Raw genomic sequence first — 17,991 nt, forward strand, 5'->3', positions numbered from 1 at the left:
ACTTTTACGATGTCAAACCTTCAAATTCGCATGGCCAATGCCATTCGCGCTTTATCCATGGATGCAGTACAGCAGGCAAATTCAGGTCACCCTGGTATGCCAATGGGTATGGCAGATATTGCTGTAGGTCTTTGGAACGAACATTTAAAACACAATCCAACCGATCCGCATTGGATTGATCGTGATCGTTTCGTTTTATCCAATGGTCACGGCTCAATGTTGTTGTATTCACTCTTGCATCTTTCTGGCTATGACTTGCCAATTGAAGAGTTGAAAAATTTCCGTCAATTGCATAGCAAGACACCGGGGCACCCTGAATATGGAATCACTCCTGGAGTAGAAACAACTACTGGCCCATTGGGACAGGGAATTTCGAACGCTGTTGGTATGGCGCTTGCTGAAAAATTATTAGCCGAAGAATTTAATCGTCCTGGACACAACATCATTGATCACTACACCTATGTATTTTTAGGTGACGGTTGTTTGATGGAAGGTATTAGCCATGAAGTTTGTTCTTTGGCTGGCACGCTCAAGCTAAATAAGTTAATTGCATTGTGGGATGACAACGGTATCTCAATTGATGGCAAAGTTGTTTCTTGGTTTAACGAAGATACGCCTAAGCGTTTTGAGGCCTATGGCTGGAATGTGATTCGTGCTGTAGATGGCCACGATGCAGAGGCTGTAGCTGCCGCGATAGCTAAGGCTAAAAAGAGCGATAAGCCAACACTCATCTGTTGCAAGACCGCGATTGGCCAAGGCTCGCCGAATATGGCTGGTAGCGATAAGGTACACGGTTCACCATTAGGCGCTGCTGAGATTGCAGCAACGCGTGTTGCTTTGAACTGGCCTTATGCTCCATTTGAAATTCCGAAAGATATTTATGCGGCATGGGATTTCAAGAAACGTGGTCAAGCAGCTGAGCATGAGTGGAATAAAGAATTTCAGAAATATAAAAACAAATTCCCAGAGCTTGCATCTGAATTGCAGCGCCGCATGGAAGGTGAATTGTCAAAAGACTTTTCATCTACATTAAATGCTTATTTAAAGACTTGCCAAACTAAAGCTGAGACCATTGCTACTCGTAAAGCAAGTCAAAATGCGATTGAAGCTTTGGCGCCAGCGTTGCCAGAATTTATGGGCGGCTCTGCTGACTTAACTGGCTCAAACTTAACGAATTGGTCTACATGTAAGCCTGTTCGTGGTGATCAGTGGGGTAACCACATTAACTACGGTGTGCGTGAATTTGGTATGAGCGCCATCATGAATGGCATTGCCTTGCATGGTGGTTACATTCCATTTGGTGGCACCTTCTTAACCTTCTCTGATTACAGCCGAAACGCCTTGCGTATGGCTGCCTTGATGAAGTTGCGTAGCATTTTTGTCTTTACGCATGACTCAATTGGCTTGGGTGAAGATGGTCCAACCCATCAGTCTGCAGAGCATGTTGCCAGCTTACGCCTTATTCCGAACCTCATGGTTTGGCGTCCTTGTGATACCACTGAGAGCGCTGTGGCTTGGGGCTCTGCTATTGAGCGCAAGCATGGTCCTAGCGCCTTGATCTTTAGTCGTCAGAATTGCCCATTTGTCTCCCGCACTCCTGCACAAATTAAAGAGATTGCTCGCGGTGGTTATGTGTTGCGTGATCCGTCTGGCAAGATTGATGCGGTGATTATTGCTACTGGTTCTGAAATTGCTCTCGCTTTGCAAACAGCGCATCAGTTAGAAAAAGAAGGCTTAGGAGTTCGTGTTGTATCGATACCTTCAACTACTGTCTTTGATCAACAGGATGCTGCATACAAAGCAAAAGTATTGCCAGCCAATATTCCACGCATTGCAGTTGAAGCAGGCGTAAGTGATTTCTGGTGGAAGTATGGTTGTGCGGCAGTGCATGGCGTTGACACCTTTGGTGAATCTGCGCCTGCCCCGCAACTCTATGATTACTTTGGTCTAACAGCTGATCAAATAGCGAAGACAGTTAAACAATGCATCGCAAAGAAGTAATTTAAATGCGAAATAAATTCAATATTAGTAAGGGGAAATAAATGACAATTCGTGTCGCAATTAATGGTTATGGACGTATCGGCCGCATGGTATTGCGTGCCCTGTATGAAGATCAAGTCAATGGCAAGCCACGTCGTGATATCAAGATTGTTGCGATTAATGCGATGGGCGATATTGCCATTAATGCTCACTTGACTCAATACGATTCAGCACACGGCCGCTTCCCAGCTGAGGTCTCGGTAGATGGTGATTGCATGTTAGTTAATGGTGATCGTATCAAGATGTTCTGTACACGTAATCCTGCAGAAACTCCCTGGGGTGAATTAGGTGTTGATTTAGTTTTAGAGTGCACAGGTAAGTTCACTTCTAAAGAAAAAGCGATGATTCATATTGAGCAGGGCGCGAAGAAAGTATTGATTTCTGCTCCAGGTGAAAAGGATGTGGATGCAACGATTGTGTATGGCGTAAACCAAAACGTGTTGAAGCCAAGCGATGTTGTTGTATCAAATGCTAGTTGCACAACAAACTGTTTGGCTCCTCTGGTGAAGCCGCTCTTGGAGAAGATCGGTATTGAGTCTGGTTTGATGACAACGATTCATGCGTTTACAAACGATCAAGTGTTGACTGACGTTTATCACAAGGATATGCGTCGTGCGCGTTCTGCTGTTACCAGCATGATCCCAACAAAAACTGGTGCAGCTAAAGCCGTTGGTTTAGTGTTGCCAGCATTGGCAGGTCGTTTTGATGGTTTCGCAATGCGTGTGCCAGTGATCAACGTTTCTGTTGTGGACCTCACTTTTGCTGCAAGCCGCGCTACTAGCGTGGACGAGGTGAACTCGATTCTCAAGGCGGCCAGCGAGGGCGAACTCAAAGGCATTTTGGGCTTCAATACATTGCCATTGGTATCAATCGACTTTAACCACGACCCTCGCCCAAGTATTTATGACGCATCGCAAACTCGCGTTTCAGCAGACGGCAAGTTGGTGAAGGTATTGGCCTGGTATGACAACGAGTGGGGTTATTCAGTCCAAATGCTCAATGCTGCCGAAGCATTAATGGCTGTAAAGTAAGGAAAAGTATCTAAGAGCAGCTAAAAGTTGCTAAAAAACGCTTAAATCTTCTTTTTAAGCTTAGTTATGCGAAAAAAGACCTCAAATCGAGGTCTTTTTTGCTTTTGAGGGGCTAAATCAGCCTATTTTGCTTGTTTATTGCGGCAATTTTTCTTCTGGCATTGGCCATACATAGCTAAAGAGTGTTCTTGGAGCTTAAATCCAAGGTTTTTGGCAATATCACGCTGCCTTTTTTCTATGGCTTCATCTACAAATTCTTCTACATGGCCACAATCAATACATACCAAGTGGTCATGATGCTGCCCCTCATTAAGCTCATAGATAGCTCTACTATCACCTTTGCTGGATTCAAAATGACTGCGCAGGAGTAGGCCGGCTTGCTCAAATTGGGTAAGAACTCGATAAACAGTGGCCAGGCCGATCTCTTTATCGTCTTTGGCTAGCGCCATAAAAACGTCTTCAGCGCTAAAGTGGGTGCCACCATTTTGATGAAAAAAATCCAGGATTTTCATCCGAGGCCCTGTTGCTTTCAGGCCAATATCACGTAAATTTTCAGGGGTAGGGATTTGGGTCATATATATGGCATTGGGAGCTAAAATCAATGTCTTAATGATACGGCCAGCCATGCAAAATTGCCTTGAACTTTTTACTCGCTTTTTGAATCCAGTTTTAAGGGGTGTTTATTCCCCTATTCGACTGGGGGCTATGGCTCTCATCCTATTTGGTTTGATGGGAGTGGTTGGCTGCACTTCTGCGGTTGATGATACTCAGCGCGCTTGGGTGAACAAGATTTTTAGACCTTATGTTCCTGATGTCGTGCAAGGCAACTTTATTTCTAGCGAGCAGTATGCAAAGCTTCAGCTTGGCATGAATCGCGAACAGGTGCGTCAGATTTTAGGCACACCATTGTTAGCGAGTTACTTCCACGCAAATCGCTGGGATTACATTTTTGAATTTAAGCGTTCCGGTCAACCTATTGGTAAAGAGCGTCATGTCACTGTATTTTTTGATGGTGACAAAGTGGTGAAGTTTGAGGGTGATGCACTGCCAACTGAGGTGGAGTTAGTGGCGGAGATTGATAACTATGCCAAAACAAAGCGTTCATTCTGGGATGTTATTACTGGGTCCAATAAGCCGCCGGTTACCCCACCATTACAGAGTCCAGAATTGTTGGTTCCAAGTAAGACCGATAACTTAGCTGCTGGCGCAGCAATACCTCCAGCACCAAGCAGCGGTTCATTCTGGGACTTTTTTGGCTCTTCAAAAAATGACTCTGCTGCACAGTCTCCGCAGCTAGGGCCTGGCACTTTAAATGATGTGCCAAAGGCAGCGGATTCTAAATAGTAGAACTCACTTTTGTACTGATGCCAAGGTCAACGTTTTGGCTCACTTGAATAAGAAGCGAAGAAGGATATGATGAAGATTGCAATTGCAGGCGCAACAGGCCGTATGGGTAAGATGTTGATTGAAGCTGTCCTCAATACAACTGACGCGCAATTAGTGGGCGCGCTTGAACATACTTCCTGCCCACAACTGGGTGAAGATGCTGGCGCATTCTTGGGAAAAAAGACTGGCGTACTAATTTCTGCTGATGTGGCTCAGGTATTGGCTGACGCGCAGTTCTTGATCGACTTCACTAGACCGGAAGGCACAATGGCTCATTTAGCTATTGCCGAAAAGACTGGTACCAAAATGATTATTGGCACTACTGGCCTAACTGTCGATCAAATCGCAAGCTTGAAAAAAGCTTCGTCAAAATTAGCAATCGTGTTTGCTCCGAATATGAGTGTTGGAGTTAATGCTACTTTTAAGCTCCTCGAGATTGCAGCCAAGATGCTCAATCAAGGTTATGACATTGAGATTATTGAAGCCCATCATAAGCATAAGGTGGATGCTCCTTCCGGCACAGCCCTCAAGATGGGTGAAGTGATCGCGGATGCGTTGGGTGAAAAATTGGATGACGTTGCAGTCTATGCACGTGAAGGACATACCGGTGAGCGCAAAGAAGGCTCGATTGGTTTTGCAACTATTCGTGGTGGCGATATCGTAGGTGATCACACTGTGTTGTTTGCTGGTGATGGCGAGCGCATTGAAATTAGTCACAAGTCTTCAAGTCGTCAGTCTTATGCGCAAGGATCATTGCGCGCTGCCCGTTTCTTGCAAAGCCAAAGTAATGGCTTATTTGATATGCAAGACGTTCTTGGCTTACGCAAATAATTAGTTAATCAATTAAAAATAGAAGAAAAGAGTTGTCGCAGAATGAGCAAGGATTACGACTACCGCAGTATTGAAGCCGCAGCGCAAGCTGATTGGGAAAGTGCGCAAGTCTATCAAGTAACAGAGAACGCAGTTGATGCACAAGGCAAACTAAAGCCAAAGTACTACGCTTGTTCTATGCTGCCTTATCCATCTGGCAAGCTCCATATGGGGCATGTGCGCAACTACACGATTAATGACGTGATGGCTCGCCAGCTTCGCATGCAAGGCTATAACGTCTTAATGCCAATGGGTTGGGATGCGTTTGGCATGCCTGCTGAAAATGCAGCGATACAGAATAAAGTACCTCCAGCAAAATGGACCTACGACAACATTGCTTATATGAAAAAGCAAATGGCTGCGATGGGTTTGGCCATCGATTGGTCGCGTGAAATAGCAACTTGTAGCCCTGATTACTATCGTTGGAACCAGTGGCTCTTCTTGAAGATGCTGGAAAAGGGCATTGCCTATCGCAAAACGCAAGTAGTCAACTGGGATCCAATTGATCAAACTGTTTTAGCAAATGAACAAGTTATTGATGGTCGCGGTTGGCGTTCTGGTGCATTAGTCGAAAAGCGTGAGATTCCAGGTTATTACTTCAATATCACAGCATATGCTGAGCCATTGCTCTCTGGCTTAGAGGCTTTGGGTTGGCCAGAGCGCGTAAAGACAATGCAGCAAAACTGGATTGGTAAAAGTCGTGGTGTGCGCTTTGCATTCAAGCATGAGATCGCTGATGACCATGGCAACTTTATTCAAGATGGCTTGTTGTATGTATTTACTACGCGCGCCGACACCATCATGGGGGTTACTTTCTGCGCTGTTGCAGCTGAGCATCCACTGGCAACAAAAGCGGCCGCTAATAATCCTGCACTCGCTGCATTTATTGAGAAATGCAAAACCGGTAGCGTGATCGAGGCTGACTTAGCTACCCAAGAAAAAGAAGGAATGTTTACTGGCTTGTATGTCACACATCCTTTGACGCATGAACCTGTGCCAGTCTGGGTTGGTAACTATGTTTTGATGTCCTATGGTGACGGTGCAGTAATGGGTGTGCCGGCTCATGATGAGCGTGACTTTGCTTTTGCATTGAAGTATGAGCTTCCAATTAAGCAAGTCATTGCACTCAAGGAAGAGTCGCCGATGTTCAATGCCACTCGCTGGGAAGATTGGTATGCCCAAAAGGAGGGCGTTGTTTGCTTTAACAGTGCGCAGTTTGATGGCTTATCTCATGATGAGGCGGTGAGTGCTGTTGCTAAAGAATTAGAAAAACTCGGTATTGGAGAAATCAAGACAACCTATCGCTTACGCGATTGGGGTATTTCTCGCCAGCGTTATTGGGGAACACCGATTCCGATTATTCATTGTGGTGATGAGAGTAATCCTGGTTGTGGCGCAGTCCCAGTGCCTGAAGCCGACTTGCCAGTGGTATTGCCTGAAGATTGCGTGCCAGATGGTAGCGGTAACCCACTCAATAAACGTGCTGACTTTTTGAATGTGAAGTGTCCAAAGTGTGGTAAGTCTGCACGTCGTGAAACTGACACCATGGATACCTTTGTTGACTCTTCTTGGTATTTCATGCGCTATACCGGTCCAAATGCAAAGACTATGGTGGATGAGCGCAATGAATACTGGATGCCAATGGATCAATACATTGGCGGCATTGAGCATGCGATTTTGCATCTCCTCTATGCGCGCTTCTGGACTAAGGTCATGCGTGATCTGAATCTCATCACTTTTGATGAACCGTTTCAGAATCTATTAACGCAAGGCATGGTTTTGAATGAGACCTATTACTCCGAAGACGCCTCAGGCAAAAAAACTTGGCTCAATCCATTGGACGTGGAATTAGACCTCGATGAAAAAGGTCGTCCTAAAGGCGCTAAGTTAATTGGCGATGCTTCAAATACCCCAGTAGTAGTTGGTGGTGTTGAGAAGATGTCTAAGAGTAAGAATAATGGTGTTGATCCGCAAGCCTTGATTGATGAATACGGTGCTGACACAGCCCGTTTGTTCGTCATGTTTGCTGCTCCTCCTGAGCAGCAGTTGGAGTGGTCTGGTGCTGGGGTGGATGGTGCCTCTCGTTTCTTGCGACGCGTATGGATGTATTCCAGCAGTCAGGCATCCACTTTGCGGGATGTGCCAGATTCATTACCAAGCAGCTTGAATGATGCTGAAAAAGAATTGCGTCGCGAAGTGCACACAATCTTGAAGCAAGCTAATTTTGACTATCAGCGCCGTCAATACAATACAGTTGTTTCTGCTGCAATGAAAATGCTCAATATTCTTGAGCCCTTTAAGTTTGATCAAAATGCTGCAATCAGTGCACCAGTATTGCGGGAATGTTTAAGCATCTTGTTGCGCGTTCTATATCCAGTAGTTCCGCATTTGACGCATGTCTTGTGGAAAGAGGTTGGCTATGCCAAAACGATGGGCCCTCTACTCGATGCCCCATGGCCTGCTATAGATGAAGCTGCATTGGTGCAGACTGAAATCACTTTAATGATGCAGATTAATGGCAAGTTGCGTGGCGATATTAAGGTGCCGGCAGATGCAAGCAAAGAGCAAATCGAAGCGCTGGCATTGCAAAGCGAGCCCGCACAAAAGGCTTTAAATGGCGGTGCACCTAAAAAAGTGATTGTGGTGCCTGGTCGCTTAGTCAACATTGTTGCTTAAAAAGAAAATATAAACATGAGCGTAAATTCCCTGCGTCGTGCAATGCTAGGTTTGATTGCTACCGCCCCCGTAAGCGGTTTGATTGCTTGTGGCTATCGTTTGCGCGGTATGGTTGATTTGCCTTTCAAGGTTATTGCGATTACAGGCAATCCATCTCCGCCATTGCGCACTGATTTGCAGACGGCGATTCTGAGGGGAACTGATGCGAAGGTAGCTATCAACCCCAAAGATGCTGACCTTATTTTAGAGATTACTAATGACATCAATGGCCGTGAAATATTGGCCTATAACTCCAATGGTCAAGTTTCAGCTTACCGCTTGAATATTCGTGTTGGCTTTAGAGCTTACGATGTAGCTGGTGCTGAAATTGTCCCAGAGGCTGAGATTTATATGACTCGCGATATGGACTTTACGGTTTCTACAGTTTTGGCTAACGATGCACAGATTGAGCAATTCTTGGCTCTGATGCGTAAAGATTTGGCTATTCAGATTCTGCGGCGTGTCTCTGCCGCTGCTAAATCACCACAAGCTAGAGCTTTCTAGGGTGGAATCAGACTCGCATGGTTAAAGTTGATGCCCTGCAAGCACATCTCAAATCCCTGAGTGCTGGTGGATCCATGTTGCCGCTATATATCTTTAGTGGCGATGAACCTCTATTAATGATGGAGGCAATGGATCAATTAAGAGTTACTGCGAAGAAGCAAAACTTTACAGAGCGTGAAGTCTTGCTGCAGGAGCGTGGATTTGATTGGAGTTCATTATTGAGTGCTGGTCAGACCATGTCATTGTTTGGTGATAAACGTTGGGTGGAGTTGCGCATTCCGACCGGCAAACCGGGGCGAGACGGAGCAGATGCTTTAAAACAGTTTGCCGCTCAAATTGCTGCGCAGTCTGTAGGCGCTGAAGGTCCGGATACGGTAGTTTGTATTGTTTTGCCGCGCCTAGATGGAAAGACAAAGACTTCTGCATGGTTTAGTGCGCTTGATGATGTGGGTATGGCGATTCAGATTGATTCTTTGGATCGAAGCCATTTGCCCCATTGGATTGCGGGAAGACTTAAACGTCAAGAGCAAGAAGTGGAAGCAGGGCCCGAAGGTCAGCGTGCACTCGAATTTATAGCCGATCAAGTTGAAGGCAACTTAATTGCTGCCCACCAAGAGATCCTGAAATTAGGGCTACTCTATCCCGTTGGAGAACTAAGCGAGGAGCAGATTCGCTCCTCCATTCTGAAGGTGGCACGTTATAACGTCTTCGAGCTAACCGAAGCAATGCTTGCTGGTGATCTAGCGAGGCTCAATCGTATGTTAGATGGGCTTAAAGGTGAGGGTGAGCCGCTAGTTTTGATTCTGTGGAGCGTAACTGAAGAGCTTCGGATACTATCTAAACTAAAGGCCGCCAGTGATGCGGGGGAGTCTGTGCAAAACCTCATGCGTGCCAATCGAATTTGGGGCAATAAAGAGCGTTTATACCCAGCGGCATTGAGAAGGGTTCAACCGCTCAAACTCCGCAGGGCAATGCAAGTGGCCGCAGGATTGGATCGTCAGGTCAAAGGTTTGCACGCAGCAGAGTTGCCGTCAGACCCTTGGGACGGTCTTCGTCTAGTTGGTAATTTATTGCGCTAAGAAGTAAATCTAGCAAATAAATAATAATGAATTAAAGGGTAACAAGAGAGTAATAAGAGAATAAAAATGAGTTCAGCTATTAAAGAAATGATGCAAGACATTGGGATGCGAGCACGCGCTGCATCGCGGGCAATGGCGCGTGCATCGAGCGAGCAAAAAAATCAGGCTTTATTACATATTGCAAAAGTTATTCGTCAAAAGGCGGCTGAGATTCAGCAGGTTAATTTGGTGGATGTGGAGCGCGCTAAAGCTAATGGCCAAGATGCAGCTTTTGTTGATCGCTTAACTATGACACCTAAAACCATTGAAACAATGGCTCTAGGTTTAGAGCAAATTGTCTCTTTGGATGATCCCATTGGGAAAATCACCCCTTTAAAGAAGCAAGCATCAGGTATTGAGTTGGGCCAGATGCGTGTACCACTTGGAGTGATTGGCATCATTTATGAATCTCGTCCTAACGTCACTATTGATGCTGCTGCATTGTGCTTAAAGTCAGGTAATGCCGTGATTTTGCGCGGCGGCTCTGAGGCAATCGATTCCAATACATTGCTAGCTCAGATTATTCAAGATGGTTTGGCTGCTGCAGGTTTACCAAAGGATGCTGTTCAAGTGGTTGCGATAACAGATCGTATGGCTGTTGGTGAAATGATCACTATGACTCAATATATTGACGTCATCGTGCCGCGCGGCGGCAAGAGCTTGATTGCACGATTGATGGCTGAGGCGCGTGTACCAATGATTAAGCACTTGGACGGAATTTGCCATACTTACATTGATGCGGATGCCGATGTAGCAATGGCCATAAAGGTATGTGATAACGCCAAGACACAACGCTATGCCCCATGCAATGCCATGGAGACTTTACTTGTGAACCAAGAGATCGCTCAGAAAGTATTGCCAACTCTTTGCAAGATTTATCAAGATAAGGGTGTGGAGTTGCGTATTGATGGTTTGACCCGCAAAACGCTCGAGGCGAATGGCTTTCAGAATCTAGTCGATGCCACAGAAGAAGATTGGCAGACAGAATACTTAGCCCCAATTTTGTCGATTAAAACGGTCGCCAATATAGATGAGGCTATGAATCATATTGAGCAATACGGTAGTAAACATACTGATGCCATTATTACTAACAATAAAGCGCAGGCAGATCGTTTCTTGCGCGAGGTCGATAGCGCTAGCGTAATGGTGAATGCAAGTACTCGTTTTGCCGATGGATTTGAGTATGGCTTGGGCGCAGAAATTGGGATTTCAAATGATAAGCTGCATGCCCGCGGCCCAGTTGGCCTGGATGGCTTGACCTCCTTAAAGTATGTGGTCATGGGTCATGGTGAGATTCGCACTTAATTTAATTAAAAAGTAAGTACACAACATATGAGTAATTCTTACCTCTGGGTTAAAACTTTCCACATCGTATTTATTACATCTTGGTTTGCCGGTTTGTTTTACTTGCCTAGAATTTTTGTGAACTTGGCAGAAGAGAAAAATACTGAGGCTTATGCTCGCTTGCTGGGTATGGCTGATCGCCTGTTTCGTTTCATGACTATCTTGGCAGTTCCAGCGGTAATGCTGGGCTTAATACTTTGGCTCTACTTCGGAATTGGTCGTGGCGATGTGTGGATGCACGCTAAATTATTTTTTGTGATTTTAGTTATTGGTTATCACCATGCGTGTTTGAGCTTGCTCAAGAAGTTTCGTGTTGGAGTAAATAAGCGATCTGGAGTTTGGTTTCGTTGGTTTAATGAGGTGCCAGTTATCTTGCTAGTCATTATTGTTGCTTTGGTATTGTTTAAACCTTAAAACCAACTGATACATTTTTTATTTTTTAATAGCACCATTTAAAGATTGTTAGCCCCATGAGATTTTTTGTTGTATGCCCAGGCGGTTTAGAAGTGCCGCTTGCCCAGGAGCTGGCAGAGATTGCTGGACGCCCAGAATGTAAGGTTTTAGGGTCATGGGTAATAGATCCAACGCCTACAAGTCCAACAGGTGGTGTTGGTTTGGCTGCGCCAATATCTGCCGCAATGGCGTTGAATTTGCATTCACGTATTGCAAGCCGTGTATTGCTGCAAATGGCACAAGCACCTTATCGACAAGAGGATGACCTCTATAAGTTGGCTAGTGGTTTAGCGTGGGAAGAGTGGTTTACCTCAAAGCAGACTTTGCGAGTTGATGTCACAGCCCATCGCTCTCCACTGAAAAGTCTGAATTTTGCAACGCTCAAAATTAAAGATGCGATTGTGGATCGCTTGCGTGATGTAACTGGAGATCGGCCTAGCATTGATACCGCTTTCCCGGATGTACGAGTACAAGCGCATTTAACTGCAACTCAAGTGACTATTTATTTAGATACTTCTGGTGAAGCCTTATTTAAGCGTGGCTGGCGTGATGAAAAAGGGGATGCGCCTCTGAAAGAAAATTTAGCTGCTGGCATTTTGTCTTTTACTAGTTGGAAGCCTGGTCAAACATTGTTTGATCCGATGTGCGGTAGTGGCACCTTTTTAATTGAGGCGGCTCAAATGAGCTTATCAATTCCGCCTGGCGCAATTCGCGCAGGCATGTACGGCGATGATGCCAAGCCAAGCCGATTGGCTTACCGCCCTTTAGTTACTTCAGCTCATGGTTTTGGCTTTCAGCGACTCAAGCCCTTTAATGAGGCTGCTGAGCAGAAGCGTTGGGTTGATTTAAAAGAGGCTGCTCTTGCGCAGATGTTGGAAAAGCGTAAGCAGTATCCAAGCGTTGACGCTTTAAAAATTACTGGCGGCGATATTAATGAAAAATTAGTATCCATGTTTAAGGGCAATTGGCAAAGGGCGCAATTGCCTGATCAGCCGGTAGTTCGTCAGATTGATGCCTTGTCTGCTAAGCCGCCGGGAAGTATTAATGAGGGCGTGATGTTGTTAAATCCCCCTTACGGTGAGCGATTAGTGATTAAGGGTGGTCGTGGCCAGGATCGCACTGCGAGCGCTGATGATGCAGATGAACCGGATAACCGTTTTGAGCTGAACTTAGAAACGGGTCGCCAAAGTGCAAAACGTTCTAGTCGTGAATCATTGAAAAAGCTGCAAGCTCAAGAAGAGCAGGATCCCAAGTTTGTGGAGTTTTTGCGTCAGTTTGGACAGCATCTCAAGGACGACTTTGGTGGATGGAATATATTTGTACTCACTGCAGATATGGCGCTTCCAGGCCAATTGCGCATTAAAGAATCTAAGCGTACCCCTTTGTTTAATGGCCCCCTCGAATGTCGTTTATTCAAGTTTGAAATGCATGCAAAGCGACCAACTTAAGTGGCTATAAAACTTTAAAATAAGACAGAATCTTAGAGTAGCGATAGATACATTAAAGAAAATCAGAGAGCAAGGTAATGGAATTTAAAACATACATGTGTTTAATTTGCGGTTGGGTTTATGACGAAGCCGCAGGATTGCCAGATGAAGGTATAGCGCCAGGAACACTTTGGAAAGATGTCCCAATGAATTGGACCTGCCCAGAGTGCGGTGCCCGCAAAGAAGATTTTGAAATGATGGCAATTTAAGTAGAAATAACCATGGCAAAAGTAGATCAAAACGAAGCGCTGTTTGAACGTGCACAAAAAACAATTCCTGGAGGGGTGAACTCCCCAGTAAGAGCATTCCGTCAAGTGGGCGGAACGCCACGTTTTGTTGCTAAAGCCAAGGGCCCTTATTTTTGGGATGCCAATGACAAGCGTTATATCGATTTAATTATGTCCTGGGGCCCGATGATTGTGGGTCATGCAAACCCTGAAGTAGTAGCTGCTGTTCAGAAAGCTGCAGAAACTAGCTTTAGCTATGGCGCGCCGACAGAAGGTGAAATTGAGTTAGCTGAGCGTATTTGCGCTTTGATGCCAAGTGTTGAGCAAGTGCGCATGGTATCAAGTGGTACAGAGGCAACGATGAGTGCCTTGCGCTTGGCTCGCGGCTATACCGGACGGGATTTGATTATCAAGTTTGAGGGTTGCTATCACGGTCATGCAGATAGTCTTTTGGTAAAGGCAGGCTCAGGCTTATTGACGTTTGCTGACTCTACGCAAAATGCCCCCTCTTCTGGAGGTGTTCCGCAAGATTTGGTTAAACATACTTTGGTATTGCCATACAACGATGTCTCTGCGATTGAGGAAGTATTTAAAAAGCAGTGCGATCAAATTGCTGCAGTCATCATCGAGCCAATCGCTGGCAATATGAATCTCATTCAACCATCTAAAGCATTTTTGGATGCGATCAGATCTCTGACTGATAAGCATGGCGCTGTATTGATCTATGACGAGGTCATGACCGGCTTTAGAGTGGCATTGGGCGGTGCTCAGTCATTGCAAGGCATTACCCCAGACCTGACTTGCTTAGGTAAGGTGATGGGCGGCGGCATGCCGATGGCGGCTTTTGGCGGTAAGAAAGAAATCATGTCCAAGCTTGCGCCCCTGGGTAATGTGTATCAGGCTGGCACGCTCTCCGGTAATCCAGTGGCTGTAGCTGCAGGCTTAAAGACTCTCGAGATTATTTCGCGAGAGGGGTTTTACGAGTGCTTAACGGGGCAAACCCAAAAGCTCATGGCCGCTTTAAAAGCTGCTGCTGATAAAAACAATATCCCTTTTGCGGTAGATAGTGTGGGCGGTATGTTTGGGTTTTACTTTACCGATCACGTTCCGACTTCTTTTGAAGCGGTGACTAAATCTAATATTGATGCCTTTAAGAAATTCTTTCATTTGATGTTAGATGAAGGTGTGTATTTAGCACCATCTGCATATGAGGCAGGTTTTACATCGATTGCGCATGACAACGCTGTACTCGATGAAATTATTGCCGCAGCCGAGAATTCTTTTAAAAATCTTTAAAGTTTAAAAATATAGCTATGTAATTGCTTACATTCTGAGTGGGTGGTCATAACCATCTACTTGAACGATGTCTGAATTCTTGTTGTCTTTATTGGATTCCGAAATCTCAAGAGCAGTCAGCTTTCCACCCCAGACGCAGCCAGTATCGAGGCCAATCACATTGTGTTTGCGTAGTAATCCTAATGTGGACCAGTGCCCAAAGTAAATTAATGTATCAGTGGTCTTTCTGTGAGGCGCCATAAACCAAGGGGTGTAGCCCTTAGGACCATCCTCTAAGCCTTCTTTGCTTTCAAACTCCATTTGACCAGTAGGGCTGCAAAACCGCATACGGGTTAATGCATTGGTGATGACGCGTAAGCGCTCATAACCCTTGAGAGATTTACTCCATTTGGTTGGAGTATTGCCATACATATTGGCCAGAAAACTTTTGTAAGACTTACTACGTAACGCTTTCTCTACTTCTTGAGCACATTCAATGGTTTGTTGTAGATCCCATTGCGGTAGCACCCCCGCATGAACTGTAAGTACTTTGCCGTTACTTAATGCCATAGGACGCTTTCGTAACCAGTCAATGAGCTCTGCGCGATCAGGCGCGTTCAAGATGGGCTCAACCGTATCTAGTCCTTTGGTTTTGCGAAGACCGGCATCAATCGCCAGAAGGTGTAAGTCATGATTGCCTAAGATGCACTCCGCACGACCCGATTCTTGCAATGTTTTTAAATAGCGTAATGCACCCAATGAATCGGGTCCACGATTAACCAAGTCACCCAGAAAAATCATTTTAGATTTTGCGGGGAGTTTTTTCACTAAGGCTTTTAACGAAGGTGCGCAGCCTTGGACATCACCTACGGCATAGATCTTGCTCATATCTAATCTTAAAGCGGAAATATGCGCTTATACGCTTTGCTAAGCGATTTTTTTCACAACGCTATAGCGCACTAGTGTCTTTTTACGCGCTTCATCATGATCCACTATTGGCAGTGGATAATTTCTTCCGAGGCTGATGCCTGCTGCCTCTAGCTCGATGTGGCCAGCCTTCCAGGGCGCATGAATCGACTTCTTAGACAGCTTTTCCAGTTGTGGAAGATAGCGTTTGATGAACTTGCCTTCCGAGTCAAACTTTTCTGACTGAGTAATGGGGTTAAAGATGCGGAAGTAGGGTTGGGCATCACACCCAGATGAGGAGGCCCATTGCCAGCCGCCGTTATTGGAAGAAAGTTCAAAGTCGTTAAGGTGTTCGGCAAAATAGGCCTCACCCCAGCGCCAATCGATTCCTAAATCTTTTGTTAAAAAACTTGCTACAACCATACGTAGTCGATTGTGCATGTAGCCACTTTGGTTAAGTTGATGCATTGCTGCATCAACAAGTGGGTAACCAGTCTTGCCTTCGCACCAAGCGGTAAATAATTTCTTGGCAGTGGCGCCACTCTCCCACGCAATATTGTCGTAGTCGGGCTTAAACGATGCGCCTTTAGCGAGGCGCGGATGATTGGCCAGAATCATGAAATAAAAATCACGCCAAATTAATTCGCTTAACCAAATGGTAGCGCCCATACTGCCGGCCAACATGCGACGATGGGCTTCTCGTACTAAACCTCGAATCGATAGCATGCCAAAACGTAAGTGGGTTGATAGATAGCTCACACCTTTAATTGCAGGAAAGTCTCTGCCAATTTGGTACTGATCAATACGAGAGAGGAAGTCCTCTAAGAAAGTTTGACCGCCCTCTGAGCCAGGCGGCAAGTAGCTCTCAATGCCAGTAGGGCAAAAGCCCATGGACTCTAGAGAGGGCAATGGCTGGCTTAAATTTTTAGGTATAGCTGCAAGTTGTCCCGGCTTTGGATTGCATTCGTAAGCAGCAAGATCTTTTTCTTGAAGTGTTTTCAGCCAATTATTTTTGTATGGTGTAAAGATAGAAAATACAGTATTGGAATTGGTTAGAATTTCTTTCTTCTCAAAAATTACCTGATCTTTAAAGCTTTCAAATCCAATGCCTAATGTATCCAAGCTATTTTTTACTTGATCATCGCGTGCAATTGCAGATGGCTCGTAATCGTGATTGGTAAAGACTGTAGCAACGCCAAGATCTTTAGCAATTTGGGGAATGCAGTCTGTAGGTTTGCCAAAACAAACAATGAGTCCGCCACCTTGTATTTTTAGCTGATCATCAATTTGTTTAATACCTTGCCAAATAAAATCCACTCGGCGATCGTGCTTAAGCCCTTTGGCATCAAGCTCACCCTCGAGCAGTGGTTTAAGAATTTCAATATCAAAGACAAAGGTAAGCCAAACCTGCCCACTTTCAGTGAGGGCGTGATGTAGGGCGGCATTGTCATAAAGACGGAGATCGCGGCGTAGCCAAACTAGTGCTTTTTGCATAGCCCCTATCTTATGGTTTATTGGTAAAAAGCGCTTGATTACGGGCCAATTTCGGTAAAATGTCCCTATATGTCTACGGCCAAAAAAGCACCCCCTGCTTCAGACTTAGCATCTATGCCGGATTCATCTATTTCTTTCTCTGCCAATCACCTTGCCAATCAGCTCTTGGTTGCGATGCCAGGCATGGTGGATCCTAATTTTGCTGGCTCTGTAATTTATCTCTTTGAGCATACCGAAAGAGGTGCAATGGGCTTGGTTGTGAATAGGCCAACCGAGGTTAATTTATGTACTCTTTTTGACAAAATTGATCTCAAATTAGAAATTGCTCCGTTGTTAGATCAACCGGTCTACTTTGGTGGTCCTGTGCAAGTAGAGCGCGGGTTTGTTTTGCATGAATCCAACCCCAACCTGTCTTATAGCTCCTCATTGATTATTCCTGGAGGTCTAACCATGACCACCTCTAAAGATGTGTTGGAGGCGGTAGCTGGAGGCACTGGACCACAACAGTTTTTGATGACCTTGGGTTATGCGGGTTGGGGCGCTGGCCAGCTCGAAGAAGAAATCACACTCAACGGCTGGATCAACGTTCCGCTGAATCGTGAGCGAATGATGGACATCATCTTTAATACTCCCTCAAGCCAACGCTACCAAAAGGCTATGAATCATTTGGGCTTTGATCCATCTGATCTTTCAGGAGAGGCGGGGCATGCTTAAGTCTAGTGCCTCAAATGCGCCCATGACGGTGATGGCATTTGACTATGGAACACGCCGTGTAGGTGTTGCAGTAGGTAATACGGTAACGAGGGCAGGTGAACCCTTAAAAACTATTGCAGCTCCAAGTGCCGATGTCTTGTTTAGAGATATAGAAATGCTCCTGGCAGAGTGGCAGCCCAATCAGTTGGTAATAGGTAGGCCCACCCATCCAGATGGCGTACCCCATGAGATGACTGTCAAGGCAGTCCGCTTTGGTAACCAATTACATGGCCGCTTTCAGTTGCCGGTAGCTTGGGTGGATGAGCGCTACACTTCAGCAGTTTTGGAGGGTGGCGCCCAGATGCGGGACAATCTAGATGCGCATTCGGCAGCCCTTATTCTGGAGCAATATTTTTTAGAGTTAGATGCTAGGGTCGCCGATTAAAAA

General features: G+C 45.5%; 17 protein-coding genes. 14 read left to right on the forward strand and 3 right to left on the reverse strand.

Going from position 1 to position 17,991, the window contains the following annotated elements:
- The first annotated feature begins 9 nt into the window (after nucleotides 1-9).
- Nucleotides 10-2,001: a transketolase gene (tkt, locus tag ICW03_RS01215; protein ID WP_215348322.1), complete on the forward strand. Its 1,992-nt coding sequence runs from the start codon at nucleotides 10-12 to the stop codon at nucleotides 1,999-2,001.
- Nucleotides 2,002-2,042: 41 nt separating this feature from the next.
- A complete protein-coding gene (gap, locus tag ICW03_RS01220) occupies nucleotides 2,043-3,071 on the forward strand; it encodes a type I glyceraldehyde-3-phosphate dehydrogenase (RefSeq protein WP_215348323.1) in 1,029 nt (342 codons plus the stop codon).
- 122 nt (nucleotides 3,072-3,193) lie between these two features.
- Here gap and fur read toward each other — a convergent pair whose 3' ends face one another.
- Nucleotides 3,194-3,637: a ferric iron uptake transcriptional regulator gene (fur, locus tag ICW03_RS01225; RefSeq protein ID WP_215350077.1), complete on the reverse strand. Its 444-nt coding sequence runs from the start codon at nucleotides 3,635-3,637 to the stop codon at nucleotides 3,194-3,196.
- A gap of 139 nt (nucleotides 3,638-3,776) precedes the next feature.
- Between fur and ICW03_RS01230 the strand changes: the two genes are divergently transcribed.
- The 10 genes from ICW03_RS01230 to hemL all read left to right on the forward strand — a co-directional run bounded on the left by ICW03_RS01230 (nucleotide 3,777) and on the right by hemL (nucleotide 14,471).
- Nucleotides 3,777-4,415: an outer membrane protein assembly factor BamE gene (locus tag ICW03_RS01230; protein WP_251374424.1), complete on the forward strand. Its 639-nt coding sequence runs from the start codon at nucleotides 3,777-3,779 to the stop codon at nucleotides 4,413-4,415.
- 72 nt (nucleotides 4,416-4,487) lie between these two features.
- Nucleotides 4,488-5,288 carry a 4-hydroxy-tetrahydrodipicolinate reductase gene (gene dapB / locus ICW03_RS01235; protein WP_215350081.1) on the forward strand — a complete coding sequence of 267 codons (801 nt, stop codon included), beginning with the start codon at nucleotides 4,488-4,490 and terminating at the stop codon, nucleotides 5,286-5,288.
- Between the two features lie 42 nt (nucleotides 5,289-5,330).
- Nucleotides 5,331-8,003 carry a leucine--tRNA ligase gene (leuS, locus tag ICW03_RS01240; RefSeq protein ID WP_215348324.1) on the forward strand — a complete coding sequence of 891 codons (2,673 nt, stop codon included), beginning with the start codon at nucleotides 5,331-5,333 and terminating at the stop codon, nucleotides 8,001-8,003.
- A gap of 15 nt (nucleotides 8,004-8,018) precedes the next feature.
- The gene (gene lptE / locus ICW03_RS01245) at nucleotides 8,019-8,546 is read left to right on the forward strand and encodes an LPS assembly lipoprotein LptE (protein ID WP_215348325.1); all 528 of its coding nucleotides are present in this window, start codon (nucleotides 8,019-8,021) and stop codon (nucleotides 8,544-8,546) included.
- Nucleotides 8,547-8,563: 17 nt separating this feature from the next.
- Nucleotides 8,564-9,625 carry a DNA polymerase III subunit delta gene (holA, locus tag ICW03_RS01250; RefSeq protein ID WP_215348326.1) on the forward strand — a complete coding sequence of 354 codons (1,062 nt, stop codon included), beginning with the start codon at nucleotides 8,564-8,566 and terminating at the stop codon, nucleotides 9,623-9,625.
- 66 nt (nucleotides 9,626-9,691) lie between these two features.
- Nucleotides 9,692-10,969, forward strand: coding sequence for a glutamate-5-semialdehyde dehydrogenase (locus tag ICW03_RS01255; RefSeq protein WP_215348327.1), 1,278 nt, complete (start codon nucleotides 9,692-9,694; stop codon nucleotides 10,967-10,969).
- A 27-nt stretch (nucleotides 10,970-10,996) separates the two neighbouring features.
- The gene (locus tag ICW03_RS01260; RefSeq protein ID WP_215348328.1) at nucleotides 10,997-11,422 is read left to right on the forward strand and encodes a CopD family protein; all 426 of its coding nucleotides are present in this window, start codon (nucleotides 10,997-10,999) and stop codon (nucleotides 11,420-11,422) included.
- 56 nt (nucleotides 11,423-11,478) lie between these two features.
- Nucleotides 11,479-12,909 carry a class I SAM-dependent RNA methyltransferase gene (locus ICW03_RS01265; protein WP_215348329.1) on the forward strand — a complete coding sequence of 477 codons (1,431 nt, stop codon included), beginning with the start codon at nucleotides 11,479-11,481 and terminating at the stop codon, nucleotides 12,907-12,909.
- Nucleotides 12,910-12,986: 77 nt separating this feature from the next.
- Nucleotides 12,987-13,157, forward strand: a complete 171-nt coding sequence (locus tag ICW03_RS01270) for a rubredoxin (RefSeq protein WP_071464595.1) — start codon at nucleotides 12,987-12,989, stop codon at nucleotides 13,155-13,157.
- Between the two features lie 12 nt (nucleotides 13,158-13,169).
- Nucleotides 13,170-14,471 carry a glutamate-1-semialdehyde 2,1-aminomutase gene (hemL, locus tag ICW03_RS01275; protein WP_215348330.1) on the forward strand — a complete coding sequence of 434 codons (1,302 nt, stop codon included), beginning with the start codon at nucleotides 13,170-13,172 and terminating at the stop codon, nucleotides 14,469-14,471.
- A 27-nt stretch (nucleotides 14,472-14,498) separates the two neighbouring features.
- Here the strand turns inward: hemL and ICW03_RS01280 are convergent, their stop codons facing one another.
- Both ICW03_RS01280 and ICW03_RS01285 read right to left on the reverse strand, forming a co-directional pair.
- Nucleotides 14,499-15,338 carry a symmetrical bis(5'-nucleosyl)-tetraphosphatase gene (locus ICW03_RS01280; protein ID WP_215348331.1) on the reverse strand — a complete coding sequence of 280 codons (840 nt, stop codon included), beginning with the start codon at nucleotides 15,336-15,338 and terminating at the stop codon, nucleotides 14,499-14,501.
- A 39-nt stretch (nucleotides 15,339-15,377) separates the two neighbouring features.
- Complete coding sequence (locus tag ICW03_RS01285; RefSeq protein ID WP_215348332.1) at nucleotides 15,378-16,850, reverse strand: deoxyribodipyrimidine photo-lyase; 1,473 nt, start codon at nucleotides 16,848-16,850, stop codon at nucleotides 15,378-15,380.
- A gap of 114 nt (nucleotides 16,851-16,964) precedes the next feature.
- On the opposite strand from ICW03_RS01285, the gene ICW03_RS01290 reads away from it, so the two are divergent.
- Together ICW03_RS01290 and ruvX are read left to right on the forward strand one after the other, a co-directional pair.
- Entirely contained in the window at nucleotides 16,965-17,564 is a 600-nt protein-coding gene (locus tag ICW03_RS01290; protein ID WP_215350083.1) for a YqgE/AlgH family protein, read from the forward strand.
- Complete coding sequence (gene ruvX, locus ICW03_RS01295) at nucleotides 17,557-17,988, forward strand: Holliday junction resolvase RuvX (protein WP_215348333.1); 432 nt, start codon at nucleotides 17,557-17,559, stop codon at nucleotides 17,986-17,988. Before ICW03_RS01290 ends, ruvX begins: the two co-directional genes overlap by 8 nt.
- Nucleotides 17,989-17,991 lie beyond the last annotated feature (3 nt).

This window comes from Polynucleobacter sp. MWH-Aus1W21, assembly GCF_018687275.1.
GTDB lineage: Bacteria > Pseudomonadota > Gammaproteobacteria > Burkholderiales > Burkholderiaceae > Polynucleobacter.

Coding starts and splice junctions, on each gene's coding strand:
- ICW03_RS01265 (WP_215348329.1), top strand. CDS start 11,479: ATGAGATTTTTTGTTGTATGCCCAGGCGGTTTAGAAGTGCCGCTTGCC.
- ruvX (WP_215348333.1), top strand. CDS start 17,557: ATGCTTAAGTCTAGTGCCTCAAATGCGCCCATGACGGTGATGGCATTT.
- ICW03_RS01255 (WP_215348327.1), top strand. CDS start 9,692: ATGAGTTCAGCTATTAAAGAAATGATGCAAGACATTGGGATGCGAGCA.
- dapB (WP_215350081.1), top strand. CDS start 4,488: ATGAAGATTGCAATTGCAGGCGCAACAGGCCGTATGGGTAAGATGTTG.
- ICW03_RS01280 (WP_215348331.1), bottom strand. CDS start 15,338: ATGAGCAAGATCTATGCCGTAGGTGATGTCCAAGGCTGCGCACCTTCG.
- ICW03_RS01260 (WP_215348328.1), top strand. CDS start 10,997: ATGAGTAATTCTTACCTCTGGGTTAAAACTTTCCACATCGTATTTATT.
- lptE (WP_215348325.1), top strand. CDS start 8,019: ATGAGCGTAAATTCCCTGCGTCGTGCAATGCTAGGTTTGATTGCTACC.
- gap (WP_215348323.1), top strand. CDS start 2,043: ATGACAATTCGTGTCGCAATTAATGGTTATGGACGTATCGGCCGCATG.
- ICW03_RS01270 (WP_071464595.1), top strand. CDS start 12,987: ATGGAATTTAAAACATACATGTGTTTAATTTGCGGTTGGGTTTATGAC.
- ICW03_RS01290 (WP_215350083.1), top strand. CDS start 16,965: ATGCCGGATTCATCTATTTCTTTCTCTGCCAATCACCTTGCCAATCAG.
- ICW03_RS01285 (WP_215348332.1), bottom strand. CDS start 16,850: ATGCAAAAAGCACTAGTTTGGCTACGCCGCGATCTCCGTCTTTATGAC.
- tkt (WP_215348322.1), top strand. CDS start 10: ATGTCAAACCTTCAAATTCGCATGGCCAATGCCATTCGCGCTTTATCC.
- holA (WP_215348326.1), top strand. CDS start 8,564: ATGGTTAAAGTTGATGCCCTGCAAGCACATCTCAAATCCCTGAGTGCT.
- hemL (WP_215348330.1), top strand. CDS start 13,170: ATGGCAAAAGTAGATCAAAACGAAGCGCTGTTTGAACGTGCACAAAAA.
- leuS (WP_215348324.1), top strand. CDS start 5,331: ATGAGCAAGGATTACGACTACCGCAGTATTGAAGCCGCAGCGCAAGCT.
- ICW03_RS01230 (WP_251374424.1), top strand. CDS start 3,777: ATGGCTCTCATCCTATTTGGTTTGATGGGAGTGGTTGGCTGCACTTCT.